The organism is Streptomyces marokkonensis (assembly GCF_039539045.1).
GTDB classification, from domain to species: domain Bacteria; phylum Actinomycetota; class Actinomycetes; order Streptomycetales; family Streptomycetaceae; genus Streptomyces; species Streptomyces marokkonensis.
The window spans coordinates 23334-46894 of sequence record NZ_BAABCQ010000021.1 but is presented as its reverse complement, the minus strand read 5'-3'; the positions used below and the strand labels follow the sequence as shown (position 1 = coordinate 46894).

22 protein-coding genes and 1 pseudogene are annotated in these 23561 nt (G+C 73.4%); 12 read left to right on the top strand and 11 right to left on the bottom strand.

The window, feature by feature from the left end:
- Nucleotides 1-209 precede the first annotated feature (209 nt).
- Nucleotides 210-362: a hypothetical protein gene (locus ABEA26_RS07915; RefSeq protein ID WP_345590475.1), complete on the top strand. Its 153-nt coding sequence runs from the start codon at nucleotides 210-212 to the stop codon at nucleotides 360-362.
- Between the two features lie 100 nt (nucleotides 363-462).
- Entirely contained in the window at nucleotides 463-2742 is a 2280-nt protein-coding gene (locus ABEA26_RS07910; RefSeq protein ID WP_345590473.1) for a catalase, read from the top strand.
- Between the two features lie 126 nt (nucleotides 2743-2868).
- Here the strand turns inward: ABEA26_RS07910 and ABEA26_RS07905 are convergent, their stop codons facing one another.
- Complete coding sequence (locus ABEA26_RS07905) at nucleotides 2869-3750, bottom strand: YegS/Rv2252/BmrU family lipid kinase (protein WP_345590472.1); 882 nt, start codon at nucleotides 3748-3750, stop codon at nucleotides 2869-2871.
- A gap of 81 nt (nucleotides 3751-3831) precedes the next feature.
- The gene (locus ABEA26_RS07900) at nucleotides 3832-5430 is read right to left on the bottom strand and encodes an FAD-binding oxidoreductase (RefSeq protein WP_345590470.1); all 1599 of its coding nucleotides are present in this window, start codon (nucleotides 5428-5430) and stop codon (nucleotides 3832-3834) included.
- Nucleotides 5431-5583: 153 nt separating this feature from the next.
- Between ABEA26_RS07900 and ABEA26_RS07895 the strand changes: the two genes are divergently transcribed.
- Together ABEA26_RS07895 and ABEA26_RS07890 are read left to right on the top strand one after the other, a co-directional pair.
- Nucleotides 5584-6201 carry a TetR/AcrR family transcriptional regulator gene (locus ABEA26_RS07895; protein WP_345590468.1) on the top strand — a complete coding sequence of 206 codons (618 nt, stop codon included), beginning with the start codon at nucleotides 5584-5586 and terminating at the stop codon, nucleotides 6199-6201.
- Nucleotides 6198-7781, top strand: coding sequence for a glycerol-3-phosphate dehydrogenase/oxidase (locus ABEA26_RS07890; RefSeq protein ID WP_345590467.1), 1584 nt, complete (start codon nucleotides 6198-6200; stop codon nucleotides 7779-7781). Before ABEA26_RS07895 ends, ABEA26_RS07890 begins: the two co-directional genes overlap by 4 nt.
- A gap of 49 nt (nucleotides 7782-7830) precedes the next feature.
- Here the strand turns inward: ABEA26_RS07890 and ABEA26_RS07885 are convergent, their stop codons facing one another.
- Nucleotides 7831-8109, bottom strand: a complete 279-nt coding sequence (locus ABEA26_RS07885; protein ID WP_345590513.1) for a hypothetical protein — start codon at nucleotides 8107-8109, stop codon at nucleotides 7831-7833.
- A gap of 160 nt (nucleotides 8110-8269) precedes the next feature.
- On the opposite strand from ABEA26_RS07885, the gene ABEA26_RS07880 reads away from it, so the two are divergent.
- Nucleotides 8270-8635, top strand: coding sequence for an STAS domain-containing protein (locus ABEA26_RS07880; RefSeq protein ID WP_345590466.1), 366 nt, complete (start codon nucleotides 8270-8272; stop codon nucleotides 8633-8635).
- Nucleotides 8636-8641: 6 nt separating this feature from the next.
- Here ABEA26_RS07880 and ABEA26_RS07875 read toward each other — a convergent pair whose 3' ends face one another.
- Complete coding sequence (locus ABEA26_RS07875; protein WP_345590465.1) at nucleotides 8642-9070, bottom strand: ATP-binding protein; 429 nt, start codon at nucleotides 9068-9070, stop codon at nucleotides 8642-8644.
- A gap of 440 nt (nucleotides 9071-9510) precedes the next feature.
- On the opposite strand from ABEA26_RS07875, the gene ABEA26_RS07870 reads away from it, so the two are divergent.
- Nucleotides 9511-12249, top strand: coding sequence for a SpoIIE family protein phosphatase (locus tag ABEA26_RS07870; RefSeq protein ID WP_345590463.1), 2739 nt, complete (start codon nucleotides 9511-9513; stop codon nucleotides 12247-12249).
- 142 nt (nucleotides 12250-12391) lie between these two features.
- On the opposite strand, the gene ABEA26_RS07865 is transcribed toward ABEA26_RS07870, so the two are convergent.
- Nucleotides 12392-12565: a CsbD family protein gene (locus ABEA26_RS07865; RefSeq protein ID WP_345590461.1), complete on the bottom strand. Its 174-nt coding sequence runs from the start codon at nucleotides 12563-12565 to the stop codon at nucleotides 12392-12394.
- Between the two features lie 164 nt (nucleotides 12566-12729).
- On the opposite strand from ABEA26_RS07865, the gene ABEA26_RS07860 reads away from it, so the two are divergent.
- Nucleotides 12730-12876, top strand: a complete 147-nt coding sequence (locus ABEA26_RS07860; protein WP_345590459.1) for a hypothetical protein — start codon at nucleotides 12730-12732, stop codon at nucleotides 12874-12876.
- Nucleotides 12877-12939: 63 nt separating this feature from the next.
- Here the strand turns inward: ABEA26_RS07860 and ABEA26_RS07855 are convergent, their stop codons facing one another.
- Complete coding sequence (locus ABEA26_RS07855; RefSeq protein ID WP_345590457.1) at nucleotides 12940-14409, bottom strand: MFS transporter; 1470 nt, start codon at nucleotides 14407-14409, stop codon at nucleotides 12940-12942.
- 241 nt (nucleotides 14410-14650) lie between these two features.
- Here ABEA26_RS07855 and ABEA26_RS07850 point away from each other — a divergent pair, with 241 nt between their 5' ends.
- Nucleotides 14651-16015, top strand: coding sequence for an FAD-dependent oxidoreductase (locus ABEA26_RS07850; RefSeq protein ID WP_345590455.1), 1365 nt, complete (start codon nucleotides 14651-14653; stop codon nucleotides 16013-16015).
- A gap of 95 nt (nucleotides 16016-16110) precedes the next feature.
- Here ABEA26_RS07850 and ABEA26_RS07845 read toward each other — a convergent pair whose 3' ends face one another.
- The 4 genes and pseudogenes from ABEA26_RS07845 to ABEA26_RS07830 form a co-directional block, all read right to left on the bottom strand.
- Nucleotides 16111-16485: a roadblock/LC7 domain-containing protein gene (locus ABEA26_RS07845; protein ID WP_345590453.1), complete on the bottom strand. Its 375-nt coding sequence runs from the start codon at nucleotides 16483-16485 to the stop codon at nucleotides 16111-16113.
- A 44-nt stretch (nucleotides 16486-16529) separates the two neighbouring features.
- Nucleotides 16530-17054: a roadblock/LC7 domain-containing protein gene (locus tag ABEA26_RS07840; protein WP_345590451.1), complete on the bottom strand. Its 525-nt coding sequence runs from the start codon at nucleotides 17052-17054 to the stop codon at nucleotides 16530-16532.
- A gap of 38 nt (nucleotides 17055-17092) precedes the next feature.
- Nucleotides 17093-17877: pseudogene (locus ABEA26_RS07835) on the bottom strand (hypothetical protein).
- Nucleotides 17874-18389 (bottom strand): hypothetical protein, encoded by a 516-nt coding sequence (locus ABEA26_RS07830; protein WP_345590449.1) that lies wholly within the window; start codon nucleotides 18387-18389, stop codon nucleotides 17874-17876. The pseudogene ABEA26_RS07835 and the gene ABEA26_RS07830 overlap by 4 nt, the downstream one beginning before the upstream one ends.
- A 274-nt stretch (nucleotides 18390-18663) precedes the next feature.
- Here ABEA26_RS07830 and ABEA26_RS07825 point away from each other — a divergent pair, with 274 nt between their 5' ends.
- Nucleotides 18664-19758: a YihY/virulence factor BrkB family protein gene (locus ABEA26_RS07825; RefSeq protein WP_345590447.1), complete on the top strand. Its 1095-nt coding sequence runs from the start codon at nucleotides 18664-18666 to the stop codon at nucleotides 19756-19758.
- A gap of 145 nt (nucleotides 19759-19903) precedes the next feature.
- Here the strand turns inward: ABEA26_RS07825 and ABEA26_RS07820 are convergent, their stop codons facing one another.
- Nucleotides 19904-20266: an SDR family oxidoreductase gene (locus tag ABEA26_RS07820; RefSeq protein ID WP_345590445.1), complete on the bottom strand. Its 363-nt coding sequence runs from the start codon at nucleotides 20264-20266 to the stop codon at nucleotides 19904-19906.
- Nucleotides 20267-20556: 290 nt separating this feature from the next.
- Here ABEA26_RS07820 and ABEA26_RS07815 point away from each other — a divergent pair, with 290 nt between their 5' ends.
- From ABEA26_RS07815 to ABEA26_RS07805, 3 genes are all read left to right on the top strand, one after another.
- Nucleotides 20557-21708: a hypothetical protein gene (locus ABEA26_RS07815; protein WP_345590443.1), complete on the top strand. Its 1152-nt coding sequence runs from the start codon at nucleotides 20557-20559 to the stop codon at nucleotides 21706-21708.
- Nucleotides 21709-22006: 298 nt separating this feature from the next.
- On the top strand, nucleotides 22007-22567 hold the full coding sequence (locus ABEA26_RS07810; RefSeq protein WP_345590441.1) for a 2Fe-2S iron-sulfur cluster-binding protein: 561 nt from the start codon (nucleotides 22007-22009) through the stop codon (nucleotides 22565-22567).
- Nucleotides 22568-23560 carry an FAD binding domain-containing protein gene (locus ABEA26_RS07805; protein ID WP_345590439.1) on the top strand — a complete coding sequence of 331 codons (993 nt, stop codon included), beginning with the start codon at nucleotides 22568-22570 and terminating at the stop codon, nucleotides 23558-23560. It abuts the gene before it with no gap.
- Nucleotide 23561 lies beyond the last annotated feature (1 nt).

Here is a 23561-nt window from a genome sequence, read left to right as displayed (position 1 = left end):
TGCGCACGCCTCCGGTGGCGCGCACTCCCCGGCTCGGTGACGCTGGTACGGCACCGGCTCGAGCACCGGTGAGAAGGAGCTCCCCCCATGCGCAAGTCGTCGTGGGCCGTGATCGCGGCGGCCGTGGCCCTGCCGGTGCTGTGCGCCGCTCCGGCGGAGGCCGCCGTACCCAGCGCCACGCACCTTCCGGCCTTCCGGGGGACCTGACGGTGACCGAGTGCCTCCAGGGCGGCGGAGTGATCGTCGTCTCGGCGGACGGGGAGAGGACGGGCCCCTCCACGGCGCGTCGCCAGGGCGGCGCCCACGACGGGGAGACCACCACCTGGGCCGACCGCCCCGGTTCCCTCGCGTCCATGCCTTGAGTGCCGCTCACTGGGTACGCGGTCACGGCCCATCACGGCAGTCGGTACTCGAACACGACCGGCCGCGTGCAGCGGCCCGCCCAGAACGGAGAGAAGGCTCATGAGCGAGGCCAACCCCCTCAAGCGGGTAGCCCACAAGGTCACCGAGAGCCTGCAGGGCGACGGTGGCGGACCGGCGGACGGGATTCCCGGCAAGCCCGGCCCCGAGACGCCGACCGTCGCCGAACCCACCGAACCCCGCGAGCCGCTGCCCCCCAAGCCGGACCAGAGCGGCCCGGACACCGTCTCGCCGACCGGTCAGCCCACGGGAGCCGACCAGGCCCGGGTTGCGCAGTCCGGCAGCTACCTGACGAACGCTCAGGGCACACGGATGTCCGACACCGACCACTCGCTCAAGGCGGGGCCGCGCGGGCCCGTACTGCTGCAGGACCATCATCTGCGCGAGAAGGTCATGCACTTCGACCACGAGCGCATCCCGGAGCGCGTGGTGCACGCCCGGGGCGCGGGCGCGCACGGGGTCTTCCAGAGCTACGGCACGGCGGCCTCCGTGACCAAGGCCGGGTTCCTCGCCGCGGACGTGGAGACGCCGGTGTTCACGCGGTTCTCCACGGTGGTCGGCTCGCGGGGGTCGTCGGACACGGTGCGCGACACCCGCGGTTTCGCGACGAAGTTCTACACCAGCGAGGGCGTCTTCGACCTGGTCGGCAACAACATCCCGGTCTTCTTCATCCAGGACGCCATCAAGTTCCCGGACGTGGTGCACGCCGCGAAGCCTCATCCGGACCGGGAGATCCCGCAGGCGCAGAGCGCGCACGACACCTTCTGGGACTTCGTCTCGCTGCACACCGAGGCGACCCACCACACCATCTTCTTCATGGGCGACCGCGGCATCCCGCGCTCCTACCGGATGATGGAGGGCTTCGGCGTCCACACCTTCCGGCTGGTGAACGCGGAGGGCGAGACCACGCTGGTGAAGTTCCACTGGAAGCCCAAGCTGGGCGTGCACTCCCTGGTCTGGGACGAAGCCCAGATGATCAACGGCATCGACCCGGACTTCCACCGCCGGGACCTCGCCGACGCGATCGAGGCGGGCGCGTACCCGCAGTGGGAGCTGGGCATCCAGACCTTCCCCGACAACCCGGAGCAGACCTTCGAGGGCATCGACCTCCTGGACCCGACCAACATCGTGCCCGAGGAGCTCGCCCCGGTGCAGCCGGTCGGACTGCTGACCCTGAACCGCAACCCGTCGAACTTCTTCGCCGAGACGGAGCAGATCGCCTTCCACGTCGGTCACCTCGTACCGGGCATCGACATCACCGACGACCCGCTGCTCGCGGGGCGGCTGTTCTCGTACCTGGACACGCAGATCACTCGACTCGGTGGTCCCAACTTCCCGCAGTTGCCCATCAACCGCCCCCAGGCCCCGGTCAACGACATGCTGCGCGACGGCATGCACCAGACGGCCGTGCACCGGGGGGTGGCGCCCTACCGTCCCAACTCCCTGGACGGCGGCTGCCCGTTCATGGCCGGGGCGGCCGACGGCGCGTACGTCGAGGCGCCGGTACGGGTTCCGGAGTCGAGGAAGGTACGGGACGCGCCGGAGTCGTTCGCGGACCACTTCAGCCAGCCGCGGCGGTTCTGGCTGAGCATGAGCCCGGTGGAGCGCGAGCACATCATCGGCGCCTACACCTTCGAGCTGGGCAAGTGCTACGAACAGCCCGTCAGGGAACGGACGCTTCAGGTCCTGGCCAACATCGACCCCGAGCTCTGCGCGGGCGTCGCCGAGGGCCTCGGTCTGCCCGCGCCGAAGCCGACCGTGCCACTGGCCGACGTGGAGCCCAGCCCGGCACTGTCCCAGGTCGGCCGGACCTGGCCCCTCGACGGCCGGGTCATCGGCATCGTCACCGGCGGCGCGGACCTGGAGGGCGTGACGGCCGTCCGGGAGGCGGTGCTGAACGCCGGGATGGTGCCGCTGGTCGTGGCGCCGACCGGCGGCACCATCGGCTCCGGCGACGCGGCGCTGACCGTCCAGCGCAGCTACGTCACCGCGCGGTCCGTCGAGTTCGACGCCGTCCTGGTGGCGGGGACGCCCGACATGGGCGGCGACGCCTACACCCCGCGGGACTACAAGGCCACTCCGCCGCCCGCGCAGCCGGGGACGATCGACCCCCGGGTGAGCCTCATGGTGTCGGAGGCGTACCGGCACGGCAAGGCGATCGGTGTCTGGGCGGGCGGCGAGGCCGCGCTCGACGCGTCGGGCGTGCCCGCCGACGCCGCCGGTGTGGTCGTCGCGGCGTCCGGCACGGCGGCCCTGGAGCAGGTCACGGAGCTGATGGGCGCCCACCGGGTGTGGGAACGCTTCACCACTCCCCGAGGTTGATCCGCGCACCCGCCGGGCCGGTCGCCGTCTTCGGCGCCCGGCCCGGCGGCGCGTCCAGCACCCGGCCGGCGGTGGTGTGCTCGGCACTCGACCGGCAGCACGTTCGGCACCGGGCCGGCAGCGCGTTCAGCACAGGACGTTCAGCGCTCCGGGGAGCACTCTCGCCGTGACGGGGACGACGGCCTCGACCTCGCCGTCGGCGCCGTAGGGTATGGCCCGGTCGGCCTCGATGCGGACCTCCCGCCCCCGCAGGACGCGCACCTGGGGCCTGCGTACGTGGGCGCCCGAGCCGAGCTCGTTCATGAGGGCGAAGAACAGCCGCCGGGGCGCGTCGTGGATCATCACGACCTCCAGCAGGCCGTCGTCGACCCGGGCGGAGGGTGCGATAAGGCGGTTGAAGCCGTAGTACCCGGAGTTGGCGGCCACCGCGGTGTAGCCGGTGAACGCGTGCTCCTCCCCGTCGACGGTGACGCGGTAGCGCGTCGCGCGCCAGGTGGTGATCGCGCGCAGCGCGCCGGCGTAGTAGGAGGCGGTGCCGCGCAGCAGGCGCGCGTTGTTGGCGTGGTGGTTGGCGAGTGCGTCGACCCCGGCGTAGACGCTGCCGAGGACGACAGTGCGGTCGTGGACGGCAGAGGTGACCTCGATGGTGTCCACGGGGCGGGGCTCACCCCGCAGCAGCACCTCGGCGAGGGCGGCGGGCTCGGTGGGCAGGGCCAGGGCGCGGGCGAAGTCGTTGCCGCGGCCGGCCGGGACGAGGCCGAGCGCGGTGCCGGTGCCGCTGAGGGCACCGCCGATTCCGCCGGCCATGCCGTCGCCGCCGACGGCGAGCACCACCCGGTCCCGCTGCCCGGCCCGCCGGGCGATCTCCCGGGCGTGCGCGAGGCTGCCGCTGTACTCGGTCTCCAGCTCGGCCCCCGCCTCCCGCAGCAGCCGGGCCACCCCGAGCAGCGCGGCGGCCGAGGTGGCGCCGCCGGCGGTGGGGTTGACGACGGCGGTGAACTGTCGCATCGAAGTGCCTCCGGGCTGTCGGGTGGTGTCGATGGTGCCGGACTGTTGTCCCACGCGGTGGGAGCGTGCTGTGCCGGGGAGTCAGTCCTCGGGCAGCAGGACGCCCGGGCTGAGCAGTCCGGCGGGGTCCAGGCTCCGCTTGACCGCGCGCAGTGCCTCGACGCCGAGGGGGCCCGCCTCCCTGACGTACCAGTCGCGGTGGTCGGTGCCGACGCCGTGGTGGTGGGTGATGGTGCCGCCCGCGGTGAGGATCGCCTCGTTGGCGGCGTGCTTGGCCCGGGTCCAGTGCGCCACGGCGTCGTCGCCCTGGGCGGACACGACGGTGAAGTACAGGCAGGCGCCGTTCTCGTAGACGTGCGAGATGTGGCACATGACCAGCGGCGGGGTGCCGGCCTCGGTGAGGGTGCCGGTGAGCGCGTCGCGGACGGCGGTGTACAGGGCGGGGACACGGGACCAGTAGGTCGCCGTCTCCAGGGTCTCGGCGAGCGCCCCCGCGTCGAGCAGGGAATCTCGCAGGTACGGCGCCGAGTAACGGCCGTGGGCCCAGCGCTCCCCCGGTCCCTCGCCGGCGAAGGTGCCGCCGCTCTCGCGCAGTACGGCGGCGGCGCCGGCGCGGCGGTACGCGGTGTCCTCCTCGGTGCCCTCGAAGCCGACGACCGCCAGGCATCCGGTGTCCTGCCGGTCGAGGGCGGCGCCGATGGCGTCGGGCTGGGCGAGGCCGATCAGGGTCTCCGTCTCGTCGGAGAGCCGCAGCACCGTGGGGCGCGGGCCGTCCTGGGCGAGGCGGCGCAGGGCCGCGGCGCCCTCGGCGAAGGAGGCGAAGCGCCAGCCCTCGTAGCGGCGGGCCTCCGGGGCGGGCCTCACCCGCACGGTGACGGAGGTGATGACGCCGAGGGCGCCCTCGGAGCCGAGCACGAGCTGGCGCAGGTCGGGGCCGGCCGCCGAGCGCGGGGCTCGGCCGGTGTCGAGGGTGCCCGTCGGGGTGGCGAGGGTGAGGCCGAGGACCATCTCGTCGAAGCGGCCGTAGCCGGCGGAGGCCTGTCCACTGGAGCGGGTCGCGGCGAAGCCGCCGATGGTGGCCCACTCGTAGGACTGCGGAAAGTGGCCGAGGGTGTAGCCGTGTTCGGCGAGGAGCGCCTCGGCCTCGGGGGCGCGCAGGCCCGGTTGGAGCGTGACCGTGCGGGAGACCTCGTCGAGGTCGAGCAGGCGGTTCATGCGGCGAAGGTCGAGGGCGACGAAGGCGCCGTCACGCCCAGGCGCGAGCCCGCCGACGACGGAGGTGCCGCCGCCGAAGGGGACGAGGGCCAGGCCGTGTCCGGCGCAGGCCTCCAGCACGGCGAGCACCTCGTCGTGGCTGTCCGGCAGGACGACGGCGGCCGGGGTGCCGGCGGTGTCGCCGGTCCGCATCCGCAGCAGGTCGGGGGTGGACTTGCCGCGGGTGTGGCGGATGCGGCTCTCCGCGTCCGTACGCACATCGTCCGGGCGGTCGCCGACGGCGGCCTGCATCGCGCGGCGGGCGGCTTCGTCCAGCAACGACCCGGGGACGTCGATCTCCTCCAGCGGGACGCGGGCCGCGTCGCGGGGCTTGACGCCGAGCAGTTCGCGCAGCAGTCCGGTCACCGTGTCGGGCAGCGGAGTCGCACGGGCCGGGTCGCCCCAGCCGTTCCACAGCATGTCCATCGCCTGTCGTCCTCACGGTCGGTTCGGGTGATGCCGTCGGTGGGCCGTCCATCGTCCATGCCGCCCGGTTGCCGTCCGAACGGCATCGAGAGGACGCCGGGACGGCATCGGGTCGCGGTTTCGCACGACCCCACTGGCGTTACACTGTTACACATGACGCCTAATCGTCACAACAACTCGGGCCGCCGGAACACCTCGGACAACGACACGGTGCTGGACGCCGTACGCGACTGCGTCATGGCGGTCGGGGTCCGCCGTACGACGATGACCGACGTCGCCCGCCGCGCCGGCGTCTCCCGGATGACGCTGTACCGGCGCTACCCGGACGTGCGGACCCTGGTCGGCGACCTGATGACCCGGGAGTGGATCGCGGTGGCCACCGGGGCCGTCCCCGGGCCCCGGCCGGGCGAGGGCACCCGCCCGCGCATCGTCGAGGGACTCGTGACCGGGGTCGAGGCGTTCCGCGCCCATCCCCTCTTCCGCAAGATCGTCGACGTCGATCCCGAGCTGCTCCTGCCCTACGTCCTCGACCGGCGCGGGGCGAGCCAGGAGGCCCTGCTGGGGCTGCTGGCCGACGCGCTCGCCGAGGGCCACGCCGACGGGTCGGTGCGCCCGGCCCACGCCGGGCGGCAGGCACGCTCCGTGCTGCTGATCGTCCAGTCCTTCGCCCTGTCGCTGCGGACCATGACCGCCGAGGACGACGCCGACCTGACCTCCGCGGCCTTCCTGGCGGAACTGCGCACCGTCCTGGAGAGGACCCTCACGCCATGAGCTCCACCAGCAGCCCCGCCGCCGGGGCCGCCCTGTCCGCCGCGCGGCGCTCGCGAGAGCTCACCGACACCGTGGGCGGCCCCCTCGTGGACGTCCTGGTCGTCGGTCTCGGCGCGACCGGCGCCGGCGCCGCCCTGGACGCCGCTGCCCGCGGCCTGAGCGTCGTCGCCGTGGACGCCCACGACCTGGCCTTCGGCACCTCCCGCTGGAGCTCCAAGCTCATCCACGGCGGCCTGCGCTACCTCGCCTCCGGCCAGCTCGACGTCGCCCACGAGAGCGCCGTGGAGCGCGGTGTGCTGATGGAGCGCACCGCGCCCCACCTGGTGCGCGCCCAGCCGTTCGTGCTGCCGCTGACTCCCATGGTCTCCCGTGGTCGGTCCGCGCTGGCCCGGGCCGGTTTCCGGGCCGGCGACACCTTGCGGCTGGCGGCACGCACGGCCCGCGCCACGCTGCCGGCGCCCCGTCGGCTGTCCGCCGTGGAGACCCGCCACCTCGCGCCGGCGCTGCGCTCCGACCGGCTGCGTGGCGGGCTGCTGTCCTGGGACGGCCGGCTCACCGACGACGCCCGGCTGGTGACCGCGCTGGCCCGGACCGCCGCCGCGCGCGGTGCCCGGATCCTGACGCGGGTGAGGGCCCTGGAGCTGACCTCCTCCGGCGCCCGGACACGTGACGAACTCACCGGGGAGGAGGGCGTGATCCGTGCCCGCGCGGTGATCAACGCCTCCGGTGTGTGGGCCGGTGGCCTGGTCGACGGCATCCGGGTGCGGCCCTCCCGCGGCACCCACCTGGTCCTGCGCTCCGACCGGCTCGGCCCGCTGCCCGCCGGACTGCACGTGCCGATCCCCGGTGAGACCAACCGCTTCGTCCTCGTCCTGCCCCAGGACGACGGCCGGGTGTACGTCGGTCTGACCGACGAGCCCGTCGACGGGGACATCCCGGACGTGCCCGAGGTACCGGAGGCCGACGTCGGCTTCCTGCTCGACGTGCTCGGCTCCGTACTCGACCTACCCGTCCACCGCGCGGATGTGGTGGGCACCTTCGCGGGCCTGCGCCCTCTGCTTGACACCCCCGGCGCCGACCGGTCCGGCAGCGGGCCCCGCACGGCGGACGTCTCGCGCAGACACGCCGTGCTCACGTCGTCCCAGGGCGTGATCACCGTGGTCGGCGGCAAGCTCACCACGTACCGGCGCATGGCCGAGGACGCCGTGGACACCGCCGTCGCCGCCCACCGCCTCGGCGCCGGACCGTCCTCCACCGCCGCACTGCCGCTGGTCGGCGCCGCCGCGCCGCACACCCTGGCCGCGCTGCGGGCACCGCGCCGCCTGGTACGGCGCTACGGCACCGAGGCGCCCGACGTCCAGGCGCTCGCCGACCGGGATCCCCGGCTCGGGGAGCGCGTCCTGCCGGACCACCCCGTCACCGGGGCCGAGCTGCTCTGGGCACTGCGTCACGAAGGCGCCCTCGACGAGGCCGACCTCCTGGACCGCCGCACCCGCATCGGGCTGGTGCCCGAGGACCGGGCGGCGGCGCTGGAGGCCGTACGCGGTTTCGTCGGCGAGGCCGCGGACCGGCGGGGCTGACAACCCGGGGCCGGCCCGGTCCGGTCCTTCGGCCCCGCCGGGGGGCAGGTCAGACGCCCTGTCCTCCGTCCTGGACGGCCTTGCGGACCTTCGCCTCCAACTTGTGCCGGGACTGACCCCCCTCCTTGACGTACTCCGTCATCGCGGTCTGCGCGTCCCGGTCCAGGTCGCGCCAGGCCCGTACGGCGGTCTCGTAGGTGTGCGACTGCCGCGCGGTCCACTGATGCTGCGTGGGAGGCCCGTACGAGTCCCGCAGCTCCTGGACCCGGTGCTGTGCCAGGTCCGCCGCGCGACGCTTGTGCACGAGCTCTTCGAATGTGTGAGCCACCACACTTCGACCGTAGTCAGAGGAGCGCCGTCGCGCGCGTCGAGTCCTTCACGGCCGGTCCGCGCGGGCCCGGTCCGCGCAAGTGGCCCACGCGGGCCCCGGAGAGCCTTAGCATCAAGCCACCAGTGACGGCCGGGCATATGCGAGAAGTGAGGCGAGCGTGGCGGACATCGACGGAGCGGCAGTACCGGAGCGGCTGCTGATCACCCGTACCACCACGGGCGACGGCGTCGGCATCGTCATCCTCGCGGGAGAAGTCGATCTCGACGGCAGCAGTCAGCTCCACGACGTCCTGCTGTCCTGTGTGCAGAGCGCGCCGGGCACGGTGGTCGACTTCGGCGAGGTGGCCTTCCTGGACTCCAGCGGCATAAACGTGCTGATCTCCGCGCACCGGGCAGCCGAGTCCCGCGGCGTCTGGCTCCGGCTCGCCGCGCCGCGGCACGCCGTCGAGCGCGTACTGCAACTCGTGGGCGTGGACGCCCTCATCGCCTGCTACCCGACCGTGAAGCAGGCCCTGGCCGGCTGAGGAGGGTCAGCGCAGCGGGAGGCGCGCGTACACCGTCTTTCCCGTCGCCCGGGGCTTGGTGATGACCTCGTCGCACAGCCGCGTCACGATCTCCAGACCGTGCCGGCCGACCCGCAGGGGGTCGCGGGGCAGGAAGGTGGGGAAGCCCTCACCCGTGTCCGACACCGCGATCTCCACGCCGTCGTCCAGCAGGGTCAGTTCCAGGCGGCAGGGGCCGGGCGCGTGGCGGAGCGCGTTCGTCACCAGCTCGCTGGCGACCAGGCGGGCGGCGTCCAGGAAGGTGTCGGCCAGGTCCACGCCCCGCTCGCCGAGCCGCGCGACGAAACCGTGCACGACGTCCCGGGAGGCCGGGATCATCGCCGATCCACCCCTGAACTCCACCACCGCGGACACGACCGGGGCGTCCGCGGCATCGGGTCTGTGCGCCGGAGTCATACAGAGCCTCACCGTCCGGTCCGGGGCCGAGTAGCCGAGTGGGGGAAGCGCTGGCCCCCGGCCCTTCACGATACGCATCACGGCGGCTTTCACGGCCTCTTTGCCCCAACTTCCGCCGGACGCGCCGTTTTTCGGACAGGTGCGAGCCAAGTGTGCCGGAAAGGGCACCGTCCCGGTCGGTGACGGGCACGGGGGCGTTTGGATCACGCCGGTATCGCGGGGCCCGGTACTCACCCGTGCGATCCGCGCGCGGGCCTGCGTCGCCGCTCCCGCGCCACCCGGACGGACGCACCGGGGCGGGAGACCCGGCCGGCGAGGCCGTGCTCGGCATGGCCGCCGCCGCTCCGTACCGGCCCGGGTCCGTCGGGTCGCTCCCGCACCGGGGGTGCCCCTCGCCTCCTGGGGCCCGGCAGTGTAGACATGAGCACATGGTCCGACTGATGGGTCGATCGGGAGAGCGGTCACCCCGTCGTCCCAGCGGCCCGCTCGCCCGGCACCTGCGAGACGCGGACCGGCCACGGCGGGGGACGGACGCGGGACGGCGGCGCGCCGCCGCAGTGCGCGCCGCCCTGTCCGGGCGCAGTGTCGCCGGCCAGGTCTTCGCCATGAACGTGGTCATCGTGCTGCTGCTCGTGGTGGCCGCGGCGGTCGCGCTGGTGCTCCAGGTACGGCGCGACAGCACGGTCGAGGCCCGTAACCGGTCCGTCGCCGTGGCCGCGACGTTCGCCCACTCCCCCGGCATCCGCGAGGCGCTGCGCGCTCCCGATCCCACGGCGGTGCTCCAGCCCCGGGCCGAGGCGGTGCGCCGGGCGACCGGTGTGGACTTCGTCGTGGTCATGAACACCGACGGCGTCCGCTACACCCACCCCGAGCCCGACCGCGTCGGCAGGGAGTTCGTGGGGAACATCGCCCCCGCGCTGGCCGGGGAGACGGTGACCGAGGAGATCGAGGGGACCATCGGCCCGCTGGTCCAGGCCGTCGTGCCCGTCGAGGCGCCCGACGGCAGGGTCGTGGGGCTGGTCTCGGCCGGGATCACGACGGAGAACGTGGGCGGCGCCGCCGAACGGCAGCTGCCGCTGGTGCTGATCGTGGCGGGCGTCGGGCTGGTCCTGGCGACGGCGGGCACGGCGCTCGTCAGCCGCCGGCTGATGCGGCAGACACACGGTCTGGGACCGCGCGAGATGACCCGGATGTACGAGCACCACGACGCGGTCCTGCACAGCGTCCGGGAGGGCGTGCTCATCGTCGGCGGCCAGGGGACGCTGCTGCTCGCCAACGACGAGGCGCAGCGCCTGCTCGCCCTGCCCGCCGACGCCGAGGGGCGGCACGTCACCGACCTCGGGCTCCCTGCCGACACGGCGGAGCTGCTGGCCTCCCGAAGGGTCGCCACGGACGAGGTGCACCTGGTCAAGGACCGCCTGCTGGCGGTCAACCAGCGGCCCACCGACGTGCGGGGCGGACCGGCCGGCAGTGTCGCCACCCTCCGCGACTCCACGGAGCTGCGGGCCCTGTCCGGGCGGGCGGAGACCGCCCGCGAACGCCTGGACATCCTGTACGCCGCCGGCGTGGGCATCGGCACCAGCCTGGACGTCGTCCGTACCGCCGAGGAGCTGGCGGAGCTGGCCGTGCCCCGGTTCGCGGACTACGTCAGCGTGGACCTGTTCGACACCGTGCTGGCCGGCGGCCAGCCGGGAGGCGTGACCCCGTTGCGTCGCGCCGCGCTCAGCGGCATCCGCGAAGAGGTCCCGCTCTACCCGGTGGGCCGGCAGATCCGCTTCGTCGACTCGTCCCCGCAGGGCCGGTCCCTGAACACCGGCCGGCCCGTCCTGGAGCCCCACCTCGGCGAGGCCCACGGCTGGCAGGCCCAGGACCTCGAACGCTCCGCGCAGGTGGTGGAGTACGGCGTCCACTCACTGATCACCGCGCCGCTGCGGGCGGGCACCCTGGTGCTCGGGGTGGTGAGCTTCTGGCGTTCGGGCAAGCCCGGGCCGTTCGACGAGGACGAACTGGCCCTCGCCGAGGAACTCGTCGCGCGCGCCGCGGTCTCCATCGACAACGCGCGCCGCTACACGCGCGAGCACAGCATGGCGGTGACCCTCCAGCGCAGTCTGCTGCCCCGCAGGATGCCCGAGCAGAACGCCCTGGACGTCGCCTACCGGTACCTGCCCGCGCAGGCCGGGGTGGGCGGCGACTGGTTCGACGTACTGCCGTTGTCGGGGGCCAGGGTGGCGCTCGTGGTCGGCGACGTCGTCGGCCACGGGCTGCACGCCGCCGCCACCATGGGACGGCTGCGGACGGCGGTGCACAACTTCACCGCCCTCGACCTGCCGCCCGACGAGCTGCTCGGCCTGCTGGACGAGCTGGTCGGCCGTATCGACCAGGACGAGGCGGCCGACGACGGCAGCGCCCCGGTCACCGGTGCGACCTGCCTGTACGCGATCTACGACCCGGTCTCCCGCACCTGTGTGATCGCCCGGGCGGGCCATCCGCCGCCGGCGCTGGTCCGGCCGGACGGCGGCGTGGAGTTCCCCGAGGTACCCGCCGGTCCCCCGCTGGGCCTGGGCGGCCTTCCCTTCGAGACGACCGAACTGCGCCTGGCGGAGGGCAGCCGGCTGGTGCTGTACACGGACGGGCTCGTCGAGGACCGGGAGCACGACATCGACGTCGGGCTCGAACTCCTGCGCCGAGCGCTGGAGACGGCCGGCGAGTCGCCCGAGGAGACCTGCGGGGCCGTGCTGGACGCCCGGCTCCCGGACCGGCCGGGCGACGACATCGCCCTGCTGGTCGCCCGCACCCGCGCGCTCGGGCCCGACCGGGTCGCCGAGTGGCAGGTGCCGAACGACCCGGCGGCGGTCGGCGAGGTGCGCTCCCGGGTCACCCGGCGGCTGACCGAGTGGGGGCTGGACGAGCTGGCGTTCACGACGGAACTGATCCTCAGTGAGCTGGTCACCAACGCGATCCGGTACGGCGGCGAGACTGTCCATGTACGGGTGCTGTGCGACCGCAGCCTGATCTGCGAGGTGTTCGACAGCAGCAGCACCTCGCCCCACCTGCGCTACGCCGCCATGACGGACGAGGGCGGGCGCGGACTGTTCCTCGTCGCGCAGCTCGCCGAGCGCTGGGGCACCCGCTACACGCCGGCCGGCAAGGTCATCTGGGCGGAACAGCCGGTGCCCTGACCGTCCCGGGCGTCGCCTTCGAACCCGCCGCCTCCCCGAGAGCCGCCGCGCCGGCGGCCCATCGGAATCCGGCACGGAGCGGGCCGCGGAACCGGCCGTACGCCGGGTTCCGCGGCCCGTGTGCCGCCCGTGTGCCGCGGTGTCAGTGCCGGAACGTGTCCTTGCCCTTCTCCTTGGCCTGTCGGGCGTCGCCCTTGGACTGCTCGGCGCGCCCCTCGGCGGTCATCCTCTCGTCGCCGACGGCCCGGCCGACCGCTTCCCTGGCCTTCCCCTTGGCCTGCTCCGTCTTGGCCTTGGACTTCTGGTTGCCGGCCACAGTGGCTCACCTCTCGACGTTCGCTTCCGGTGTACTCTCCGTGCGGGTCGCCCGGCCCGACGGGCTGAAACCAGGTGAAGCCTGGGGGCACCCGACGGGGTGAGCGGGCGACAGCGGGGTAGGTGGTCGGGCAAGGAAGACCGTCGTCGACTCGGAGGAACGTCATGGCTGGAGTACTGGACCGGATCATGCGGTTCGCCCGCAGCCCGCAGGGCCGCCGGGCGACGGAGCAGGTGCGCCGGGCCGCATCGGACCCCCGCCGCCGCGCGCAGGCCCAGGGGATGCTGCGGAAGTTCGGCAAGCGCCGCTGAACACACGTGGCGCGGCACGCCTCGCCGGCGCGCAGAGGGCCGTGTCAGCGCCGAGGGTCCGTGTCAGCCCTGACCCGCGTGGGTGTGGCTGTGAGACGTCTCCGGCGGACAGCGCCGGGCCCGTTCGGAGCGGTCCCGGCGCCAGTCGAGGACCGCGACGGTCAGCGCGCACAGCATGGCGGCGACCCCGGAGCCGACCGACAGGGCCACGGCGTCGTGGTAGTCGCCGTGGGTGGCGTTCAGCGTCAGGTAGAAGAGCCCCGGCAGCGCGGCGGTGCCCACGGCGCCCCCGAGGCGCTGCCCCGTCTGCAGAGCGCCCCCGGCCGCGCCCGCCATCCGCACCGGGACGTCCCGCAGCGTCATCGTGATGTTCGGAGAGATCACACAGCCACTGCCGAGACCGCCGACCAGCAGCGCCGGGGCCGCGATCCAGGCGGCCCGTTCGGAGGGCGCGAGCCAGAGCACCAGCGCGGTCGTGCCGAGCCCGAGCATGACGGCGACGAGTCCCCAGACGGTCAGCGCCCGCCCCAGCCGGTCGACCAGCCGACCCGCCACGGCCGCGGCGGTGGCGGATCCCACGGCGAACGGGGTCACCGCCAGCCCCGACAGGAGGGGTGAGAAGCCGAGCCCGTTCTGGAAGAAGAGCGCGAACACCAGCCAGACACCGCTGAACCCGACGAAGTACAGGGCGGCGAGGCCGGCGCCGGTGGCGTAACCGCGGGTCTCGGTGAGCAGCCCGGGGTCGAGCAGCGGCTGTCCGTCGCGGCGGGCGACGCGGCGCTCCCACCGTACGAAGACGGACAGGACGAGGAGTCCCGCCGGGAACAGCCACCACACCCTGCCCACTCCGCCGCCCTCGGCCAGGACGAGGGGCAGCATCAGCGCCAGGATTCCGGCACCGAGGAGAACCACCCCGACCGGGTCCAGATATCCCCGGCCTTTGGGGGCGACGCGGGGCAGCAGGCGGAAGCCGAGCAGCAGGGCGAAAGCGCCGATCGGGACGTTGACGTAGAAGATCCACCGCCAGCCCTCGGGACCGGCCAGTGCCAGGATCAGGCCGCCGACGACCGGTCCCACGGCGCTGGAGACGCCCACGGTGGCCCCGAACAGCCCGAACGCGCGCCCGCGTTCCGCGCCCCGGAACATCTGCTGGATCAGCGCCGAGTTCTGCGGCGCGATGCCGCCCGCGGCGACTCCCTGGGCGAGCCGGGCGACCACGAGCAGCTCGATGCCCGGCGCGGCCCCCGCGGCGGCACTGAAGACCACGAAGGCGGCCAGCGCGACGAGGAAGACCCGGCGCCTGCCGAACGTGTCGCCGATCCGGCCCGCCGTCACCAGGGTCAGGGCGAACGCGAGGGCGTAGCCGGACACGACCCACTGCACGGACGCCGCCGAGGCGTGCAGTCCCCGCTGCATGGAGGGCAGGGCGACGGCGACGATCGTCACGTCCAGCAGGGTCATGAAACCGGCGACGAGGGTCACCCACAGGGCCCGCCACCGGTTCGGATCCGGGTGGTCGTCCGGACGGTGCACGCGGACTCCCCTCGTGAGGTGGACGCGGGACGCGGCCGTCGCGCCTCCCGCCTGCGTCACCCTTGACCGGGGGTTCAAACTTGGGCCACCCGGCCACCCACCGCGGACCGCAAAGCCGAACCTTGAGGGCCCATAAGCTGCCCTTATGCCCCCATAGACCGGACCCGCGTACCGACTTAGGCTTGCCTTAGCTTAGGATTCCCCACGAGTCGATCTATTACCGCTCGAAGGGAACCTGAACATGCCCCGCCCTCTGCGGGTAGCCATCGTCGGATCGGGCCCGGCCGGTATCTACGCCGCCGACGCCCTGCTCAAGTCCGAGGTGGCCGCCGACCCCGGTGTGTCCATAGACATCTTCGAGCGCATGCCCGCCCCGTTCGGACTGATCCGTTACGGCGTCGCCCCCGACCACCCGCGGATCAAGGGCATCATCACGGCCCTGCACCAGGTGCTCGACAAGCCGCAGATCCGTCTCTTCGGCAACGTGGACTACGGAACCGACGTCAGCCTGGACGATCTGCGCGCCTTCTACGACGGTGTGATCTTCGCCACGGGCGCCACGGCGGACCGGGCCCTGTCCGTGCCCGGCATCGAGCTCGAGGGCTCGTACGGCGCGGCCGACTTCGTGTCCTGGTACGACGGCCACCCGGACGTTCCGCGCACCTGGCCGCTGGAGGCGGAGAAGGTCGCCGTCCTCGGCGTCGGCAACGTCGCCCTCGACGTGGCCCGGATCCTGGCCAAGACCGCGGACGAGCTGCTGCCCACCGAGATCCCGCCCAACGTCCACGAGGGTCTCAAGGCCAACAAGGCGCTGGAGGTCCACGTCTTCGGCCGCCGCGGCCCGGCGCAGGCGAAGTTCAGCCCGATGGAGCTGCGGGAGCTGGACCACTCCCCCAACATCGAGGTGATCGTCGACCCCGAGGACATCGACTACGACGACGGTTCGATCGCGACCCGGCGCGGCAACAAGCAGGCCGACATGGTCGCCAAGACCCTGGAGAACTGGGCGATCCGCGACGTCGGCGACCGGCCGCACAAGCTGTTCCTGCACTTCTTCGAGTCGCCGTCCGAGATCCTCGGCGAGGACGGCAAGGTCGTCGGCCTGCGCACCGAGCGCACCGAGCTGGACGGCACCGGCAACGTCAAGGGCACCGGCGAGTTCAAGGACTGGGACGTCCGGGCGGTCTACCGGGCCGTCGGCTACCTGTCCGACCAACTGCCCAAGCTGCCCTGGGACATCGACTCGGGCACGGTCCCGGACGAGGGCGGCCGAGTCGTCCAGGAGTCCGGCGAACACCTGCCGTCCACGTACGTCACCGGCTGGATCCGGCGCGGCCCGGTCGGTCTGATCGGCCACACCAAGGGCGACGCCAACGAGACGGTGTCGAACCTGCTGGACGACTACGCGAACGGCAGGCTGCTCACGCCCGCCACGCCCGCTCCGGAGGCCGTGGACGCCTTCCTCGCCGAGCGGGACGTCCGTTTCACCACCTGGGACGGCTGGTACAGGCTCGACGCCGCGGAGAAGGCGCTGGGCGAGCCGCAGGGACGCGAGCGCGTGAAGCTCGTCGAGCGCGAGGACATGCTGCGGGAGAGCGGCGCCTGAACGGTGCCGCGGTGACCGGGCGCGGGCCCGGCGGGAGAGTGTCCCGCCGCGCCCGCGCCGTGTCCGTGGTCCGCCGTTCGACGGCCCGCCGGGGCTCAGACCTCCAGCTCGGTCTCGATCCGGCGCAGTTGGTGGCGGGCCATCGCCAGGTTGGCGCGGTTCGCGTCGAGCACCAGGTAGAGGAACAGCCCGTTGCCGCCACGGCCCTTGAGCAGGCGGATCATGTGGTACTGGGTGTTCAGAGTGATCAGGATGTCCTCGATCTCCTCCTTCAGACCGAGGTGTTCCATCGTGCGCAGCTTGGACCGCACGACGTCGGTGTTGCCGGCGGCGGCGACCTCCAGGTTGAATTCCTTGCCACCGCCCAGCGTGCCGAGGGCCATCCCACTGGTGTAGTCGACCAGCGCGGCGGCGGTGGCTCCGTCGATGGAGCTGAGGCATTCCTTGAGCGAGGTCTCCAGGTTGGCCATGCGTGGGTTCCTTTCCGGACGTGATTCGGTACGCGATCGGTTGATCAGGTCGGCCGGCGATGGGCGCCGGTCTGGGGACTCGGTTGGTGGGTGGGCCGCTGCGGGGTGCGCACCGGCAGGGTGCCGATGGGGCGGGCCGGGCCCGCGGGAAGCGTCGTGACGTGCTCGGTGGCCGGGTCTCGACCGCGCTCCTGGCCGATCCGGGCGACGACCAGCTCCCCGATCCGGGCGCCGCTGCGCCGGCCCTCCAGGTGCAGCCGGCCCACGTTGACCCGGCCGTCGGCGAGCAGGGTGAGCACGGCGGCCGGACCGGCCGCGTAGGTGGCGACATAGCCGTCGGTCCCACGCAGCAGCAGCTCGCGGAACCCGCCGCGCGCGGTGGCGTCGGCCATGCGGTGCGCAACGCCGAGGGCGGCGGCGGTGAGCGCGGCGAGGCCCTCGGGTTCGGTGCCCGGCGCGTCGTGGGCCAGGACGAGTCCGTCGACGGTGGCCGCGAGCGATCCGGTCAACTGGGGTACGCGGTTGCGCAGGCGGTGCAGTTCGTCCAGGACGTCGCTCTCGACGGCCATGAGCAGTCTCCTTTCGGCACGCTGGCGACGCGCGCGGATCACAAGGCCTCCAGGGCGACTCGGAGCCGACGCAGCAGGGCCGTGTCCGGGTCGTCCCACACGACACCGTGCGGCTGAGGGGCCCGCGCGAGGGGCGCGGAAGCGGACGGCGCGGCGGTGACGAGGCCGTCGGCGGCCAGGCGGCGCAGTTCGACGAGGGTGTGGTACGTGCGGCAGGCGAGCGCCGAGGCGATCTGAGCGGCGGTGCGGACGCCGTCGACCTGCGCCAGGATCCGGCCGCGCCGCACCGGCAGGCCGGCGGCGCCGGCGTCGGGCGCCCGGGTGAGGGGGACGGTGTCGATGTCGGGGCCCGGCCAGATCCGGTCCAGCAGGGCGCGTCGGCGGTCGGACTCGCGGACGAGGACGTCCACCGGTACGGAGCGCACCGCGCCGATCCAGTGCACCGCACCGGGCCGGAAGCGGTGCGCGCGCGTGTCGTGGGCGAGGAGGAAGTACGCGGCGTCGAACAGCGCGCCCAGGTGGCAGACCTCCAGCGCCCCCGCGGCGAGCCGGCCGCTGTCCACGAGCCGGTGTCCGACCCGGGCCTGCGTTCCGCCGCGGTCGACCGCGTCCCACCAGCCGTCCGGCGCGACGGCCCCGCTGCGGGTGAGCAGTGCCTGGAGGTCCGGGGTGAAGGCGGACTCCACGTGTACGACACGGCCCGCCGACAGGTAGACGATGCCCCGCTCGCCCGACAGGGCACCGGTCGCCCCTTCGCCGCAAGTGCGCCGAGGGCCGCCGACGTCGTTTCGTGCGTGGTCCAGGTGGTCGTCACTCCGGTCATCCGAGCACCAGACGATCGGCCATCTCGGCGAGCCGGATGCGGGCCAGGGCGAGGTTGCCCTCGGCGCGGTCCAGCCACAGGTGGAGGAAGACGGTGCTGTCGAACGGGGTGCTGACGAACCTGAGCAGGTGGTAGGCGTCGGCGGTGGTGGCGATCAGGTCCTCGACCGGCGGCTCCTTCTCCGGCGCGACGGCGGGGTCGGTCGCGCCGGAGGCTCCGCTCACTCCGGTGGCATCCGTGGCCGCGGAGGCTCCCGTGGCTGCGAGGGCTCCGGGTACTTCGGGGGCTCCAGTGGCTGCGGGGGCCTTGGGGTCGCCGGCCGCCGCCAGGGAGCCGCTCTCCGCGACATGCCGGGCCAGTTCGGCGGTCTCCGCGGCCGTCGCCTCCCAGTCGCCGCCCGGCGCATCACCGACGGCGCCCAGAGCGAGACCGCTGATCCAGTCGACCAAAGACGCGCCCTGAGCACCGGGCAGTCGCATGGCTTCGAGCAGACTCTCGTCGATCCCGGGCACGCCGGATCCCCTCTCCTGCACGGCTGTGTACCGCGAACGTGACGCCGAGACTACGGAAAGTGCACCCACCCGGTGAGCGCTTTGGCATTTTCCAGAGGAACGTGCGCGCGCTCCGGCATACTGCGTTGTTTCAGCTGTGCGAGGGGCCTCGAGGGCCCCGCGGACGAGGCACGGGGCGGGGGCAGGACCATCCCGACACGGGCGGCCGTCGCGCATCCCGCGCCCGTCCCGCGCTCGTGGGCGTGAGCACGCCCGGACGGGCAACCCGGGGGCCATGGCCCGACTGCACCTCCCCCATCGCGGGAAGCACACGAAGGACGACACGGCGAACGACACGGCGAACGACACGGACGGGACGACGCCGGACAGGACGACGCCCGAGGACTACGGTCCGGGCTCCTCCACGGAGCGCGCCTCTCCCGACTCCCCGACCGAGCTGCCGAAGCGCTCGTGGTCCGCGCTGCTGCGGCGCGTGATCGCCGAGTTCAAGGACGACGAGCTGACCGACCGCGCCGCCGCCCTGACCTACTACGGGATCCTGTCGCTGTTCCCGGCCCTGCTGGTACTGGTCTCGCTGCTCGGGATCGCCGGGCAGTCGGCCACCCAGGAGGTCCTGGACAACATCCAGAAGCTCGCGCCCGGATCCGCGCGGGACATCATTTCCGACGCGGTGAAACAGTTGCAGGCCAAGTCCGGTCTGGGCTCCGTACTGGCGGTGGTCGGCCTGGTCGGCGCCATCTGGTCGGCGTCCGGCTACGTGGCCGCGTTCATCCGCTCGGCGAACGCGGTCTACGACATGCCGGAGGGACGCCCGGTGTGGAAGGTGCTGCCGCTGCGGGTGGCCCTGACCGTGGTGCTGCTCGTGCTCGCCGTGGTCAGCGCGCTCATCGTCGTGTTCACCGGCAGCCTGGCCCAGCAGGTGGGCACCGCGCTCGGCGTCGGCGACACCGCGATGACGGTGTGGTCGATCGCCAAGTGGCCCGTGCTGGTCGTGCTCGTGACGTCCATGATCGCGATCCTGTACTGGGCCACACCGAACGCCCGGGTCAAGGGCTTCAAGTGGGTCTCCCCGGGCAGCTTCGTCGCCCTGCTCATCTGGCTGGTCGCCTCGGCCGGATTCGCCTTCTACGTGGCCAACTTCGGTTCGTACAACAAGACGTACGGCACCCTGGCCGGTGTCATCATCTTCCTGGTGTGGCTGTGGGTGACGAACCTGGCCATTCTGCTCGGTCTCGAGTTCGACGCCGAGCTGGCCCGGCAGCGAGTGATCGACGGAGGCCATCCGCCCGACGACGAGCCGTACGTGGAGCCGCGCGACACCCGGGCGTGGGACGAGACGGACCGACGGCGCGCGGCGCCGGGAGAGTGACTCAAGGATCACGTCGTCGTATCCCCCGTCGACGCGGGCGGCCACGCCGGTCGTGGCGGCCCGACACGGACGGCCTCGCCCGTCGTCGGGCGGTGCTCGCGCAAGACGCGCTGTGCCTCCCCCCGGTGCAGGTTCCGGACACCCCCTAGTGGATCCTCTCGGCCGGGACGGCGACGGCCGAGTCACTCTTGATGCACAGCCCCCGGCCCCAGCCTCGTTCCCTCATCCGGGGGAGACGGGCGGGCGTCAGCCTGACGCCCGCGAGGACGTCGGGCTCGGAGCAGCGGCGCCACTCGTCGTCGCTGATCTCCAGCGCGGGCGCCGCGCCGAAGACGCCGAGTCCGTGCACGAGGATGTCGACGTCGGGCAGCGTCCGAAGGGGCCGCTCGGCGCCCTCCTCGGTCCCGAGGGTCGGCCGCGACCGGCACGAACACACCGGCCGGCATCCCGGGCCGCGGTTTTCCGACGCGCTCTCCAGGCGGGCGGCGTCGCGTCCGTCGATGCCCACGGTGGCGCCGCCCGGGCCGGTCCGGTGGCGATCGCCGCTCCGATGTCCTGCGGGGAACCCGTCATCAGCGCGGTTCACCTGCCGAGGTCGAGGTTCATCGGATCGCTCCCTGCCGTGCCGTACGGTCGGTTCGCGTGCTTCTGCCCACCTTCGCCCATGGCGCGCCCGAGGCCCCGCCGACCGCACCGTTCACCTGCCGCGACCCGCCCGGTCGGCGGACCCCGGGTGCTCTCCGCCGACCTGCGGCGACAATACTTGCCTGTGTCCGTGCCCCTGATTCCCGAGGACTCATGCCGACCTCTTCCACCGCCCGCCCCACGACTCCGCCCACGGTGTGGCCCGCTCGCGGCCGCCACGTCGGTTCCGCGGCGGAGGACACCGTCCGGCACACCCTGCAGCGACTCAAGGACAGCCACGTCATCGACGACTTCCTGGAGCTGCCCGACGAGCGGCCGGACGACGCCGCCGCAGGTGTTCGGATCTTCGAGGCGCGCTGGCAGGCCCCGGGGGCCGTCACCGTGCGGGCCAGGCTGATCCTGGAGCCGGGCTCGGCCGGCGGGCAGGAGTGGACCATCCTCGCGGAGGCCGAGGAGGCCTGGGATGCCGCCTGGCCCTCGCCCGCCACGATGTTCTGGCCCGACGACCCCGACGTCACCTGGGACCGGGACGCCGCCACGGGGCTGCGCCTGCGGGGCATCAACACGCTGCCGGACGACGACAAGGCCGTACGCCGGCTGCTCAAGGCGGCCGGGCGCAGCCCGTGGAACGTCCACGTCGTCGTGCACGAGGCGATGACCCCCGACCACCGCGGCCGGGTGCCGCTGGCACAGCGGCTGCCGCCCGGATTGCGGCACCGCGTGGTCGAACACCGCGCCGCACCCCAGCAGCTGCGGGTGGTGAACTGGGCCCTGGAGGACTTCGGGGTCCAGGTGCCGCGCGGCGGCGCCGTGGTGCTGCCCGGCACCCCTGCCCCGACCGGCTACGACGCCCAGGACTTCTCCGTCCGCACGGTCTTCCTGGACGGCTCCGAGCCCGTCGGCCTGATGGCGGCGGTGACGTCCTTCGACGCACTGAGCCGGCCGCTGCCGGACGGCGTGGAGGAGGCTCTCACCGCGCTGCGCGAGGACTGGCGGCTGCTGACGGTGACGGAGGAACTGGAGCGCGAGCGCAAGCTGGTCGCCATGTACGCCGAGGCGCTGGAGGCCATGACACAGTCCCGGGACCTGTACCGGGAGGCGGCGGAGAGCGCGGCCGAGGCCCTGGCCGCGTACCGGGAGTCCGCCGGGCCCGCCCCGGCCGGGCCACTGCCGTCCGCCGCTCCCCCGACATCCCCACTACGACAGCTGACCCGCACCCTGGAACGGTTCCGGGGCTACGGCAGGACACCCCGTCCCACGCCCGGCCAGGACACCTCCCGACCGCCGGCGGAACCGGGCGACTGACGCCACCGGACCGCCGGAGGGCCCGACCACCGGCACTCCGGCACTCTCGGCACTCGGGCGCTCTCCGGCGCGCTCGCCGCGACGGCCTCGCCCGGGGTGGCAGCCCCTCCGTGCGCGGCTCCCCGGCCGACGGAAGTCGCGGGACATCGTCGGCGGCGACCTGTCCCCCCGCGACCGGACGAGGCCGGCCCAACGCCGACCCCGACGCCGGCTGAGGACACCCTCACGTGTCAGCCGGCGCGACGTGGATACGCGGACGGCACAGCCGCACGGCCCGTCCCGGAAGGTCACCGACGCCATGGACAGCCAGCACGAGGGCGCCGCCCCCGCTTCACCACCGGAGTCGTCCCACTCGCAGACCACGCTCCGCGTCAACGGCAAACCGCACACCCTCACCGTCGACCACCGCCGGGTCCTGCTGGACCTCCTGAGAGAGGATCTCGGGCTCGCGGGCGCCAAGAAGGGCTGCGACCACGGTCAGTGCGGCGCCTGTACGGTCCTGGTGGACGGGCGCCGCGTCAACAGCTGCCTGCAGCTCGCCGTCGCCCTGGACGGCTGCGAGATCACCACCGTGGAGGGACTGGCGGGGGACGGCGAGGACCTGCATCCGATGCAGCGGGCGTTCCTGGAGCGCGACGCCTTCCAGTGCGGATACTGCACCCCGGGTCAGATCTGCTCCGCCGTCGGCGTGCTCGCCGAGGCCGCGGCCGGGCACCCGTCGCACGTCACCGACCCGGGGGCGCCCTCCGGCGAGCCCGTCGCGCTGGACCTGGAGGAGATCCGGGAACGGCTGAGCGGCAACCTGTGCCGGTGCGGTGCGTATCCGCGTATCGCCGACGCGGTCGAGGACGTGGTCTGAGTGAAGCCCTTCGCCTACGTACGGGCCGGCAGCGTCGAGGAGGCCACCGACGCGTTCGCCACCCACCCCGGCGCCCGCTACCTCGGCGGCGGCACCAACCTCGTCGACCTGATGAAGCTCGGTGTCGAGACGCCCGCCGCCCTTGTCGACATCACCCGGCTTCCGCTGGACGCGGTGAGTGAAGCACCCGACGGGTCGCTGCGCGTCGGCGCGATGGTCCGCAACAGCGACCTCGCGGCACACCCCGCCGTCCGCGACCGCTACCCCGCGCTGTCCCAGGCACTGCTCGCGGGCGCGTCGGGACAGCTGCGCAACGCCGCCACCACGGGCGGCAACCTGCTCCAGCGCACCCGCTGCCCCTACTTCCAGGACCTGTCCAAGCCCTGCAACAAGCGGGAGCCCGGCACCGGCTGCGGCGCGCTGGAGGGCGTGCACCGCGACCACGCGGTGCTCGGCCACTCCGAGCAGTGCATCGCCACCCACCCCTCGGACATGGCGGTGGCGCTCGCCGCCCTGGACGCGCGCGTCGAGCTGCACGGCCCCGAGGGGACCCGGAGCGTACCCGCCGCCGACTTCCACCGGCTGCCGGGACAACACCCGGAACGGGACACGGAGATCCACCCCGGCGAGCTGATCACCGGCGTGCTCCTGCCGTCCGCAACGGCCGGACTGCCCTCCGCGTACCGCAAGGCCCGCGACCGGGCGTCGTACGCCTTCGCCCTGGCCTCCGTCGCCGCCGTCCTGCACGTGCGGGACGGGGTGGTGGACCGCGCCGGGATCGCCTTCGGAGCGCTGGCGCACCGGCCCTGGCGGGCCCGGCGGGCCGAGGACGCGCTGGTGGGCGCGGCGCCCACCACGGCGGCGTTCGAGCACGCCGTCGATCTGGAGCTGGCCGCCGCCGAACCGCTGCGGGACAACGCCTACAAGGTGCCGCTGGCCCGCCGGCTCGCCCTGGACGTACTGGGCCGGCTCGCCCCGCCCGCCACGACCTGAA

Bases quoted from the DNA above. Each gene is read 5' to 3' on its own strand.
- ABEA26_RS07910 (WP_345590473.1), top strand. From the start codon at position 463: ATGAGCGAGGCCAACCCCCTCAAGCGGGTAGCCCACAAGGTCACCGAG.
- ABEA26_RS07905 (WP_345590472.1), bottom strand. From the start codon at position 3,750: ATGCGACAGTTCACCGCCGTCGTCAACCCCACCGCCGGCGGCGCCACC.
- ABEA26_RS07900 (WP_345590470.1), bottom strand. From the start codon at position 5,430: ATGGACATGCTGTGGAACGGCTGGGGCGACCCGGCCCGTGCGACTCCG.
- ABEA26_RS07895 (WP_345590468.1), top strand. From the start codon at position 5,584: ATGACGCCTAATCGTCACAACAACTCGGGCCGCCGGAACACCTCGGAC.
- ABEA26_RS07890 (WP_345590467.1), top strand. From the start codon at position 6,198: ATGAGCTCCACCAGCAGCCCCGCCGCCGGGGCCGCCCTGTCCGCCGCG.
- ABEA26_RS07875 (WP_345590465.1), bottom strand. From the start codon at position 9,070: ATGACTCCGGCGCACAGACCCGATGCCGCGGACGCCCCGGTCGTGTCC.
- ABEA26_RS07870 (WP_345590463.1), top strand. From the start codon at position 9,511: ATGGGTCGATCGGGAGAGCGGTCACCCCGTCGTCCCAGCGGCCCGCTC.
- ABEA26_RS07860 (WP_345590459.1), top strand. From the start codon at position 12,730: ATGGCTGGAGTACTGGACCGGATCATGCGGTTCGCCCGCAGCCCGCAG.
- ABEA26_RS07850 (WP_345590455.1), top strand. From the start codon at position 14,651: ATGCCCCGCCCTCTGCGGGTAGCCATCGTCGGATCGGGCCCGGCCGGT.
- ABEA26_RS07845 (WP_345590453.1), bottom strand. From the start codon at position 16,485: ATGGCCAACCTGGAGACCTCGCTCAAGGAATGCCTCAGCTCCATCGAC.
- ABEA26_RS07840 (WP_345590451.1), bottom strand. From the start codon at position 17,054: ATGGCCGTCGAGAGCGACGTCCTGGACGAACTGCACCGCCTGCGCAAC.
- ABEA26_RS07825 (WP_345590447.1), top strand. From the start codon at position 18,664: ATGGCCCGACTGCACCTCCCCCATCGCGGGAAGCACACGAAGGACGAC.
- ABEA26_RS07815 (WP_345590443.1), top strand. From the start codon at position 20,557: ATGCCGACCTCTTCCACCGCCCGCCCCACGACTCCGCCCACGGTGTGG.
- ABEA26_RS07810 (WP_345590441.1), top strand. From the start codon at position 22,007: ATGGACAGCCAGCACGAGGGCGCCGCCCCCGCTTCACCACCGGAGTCG.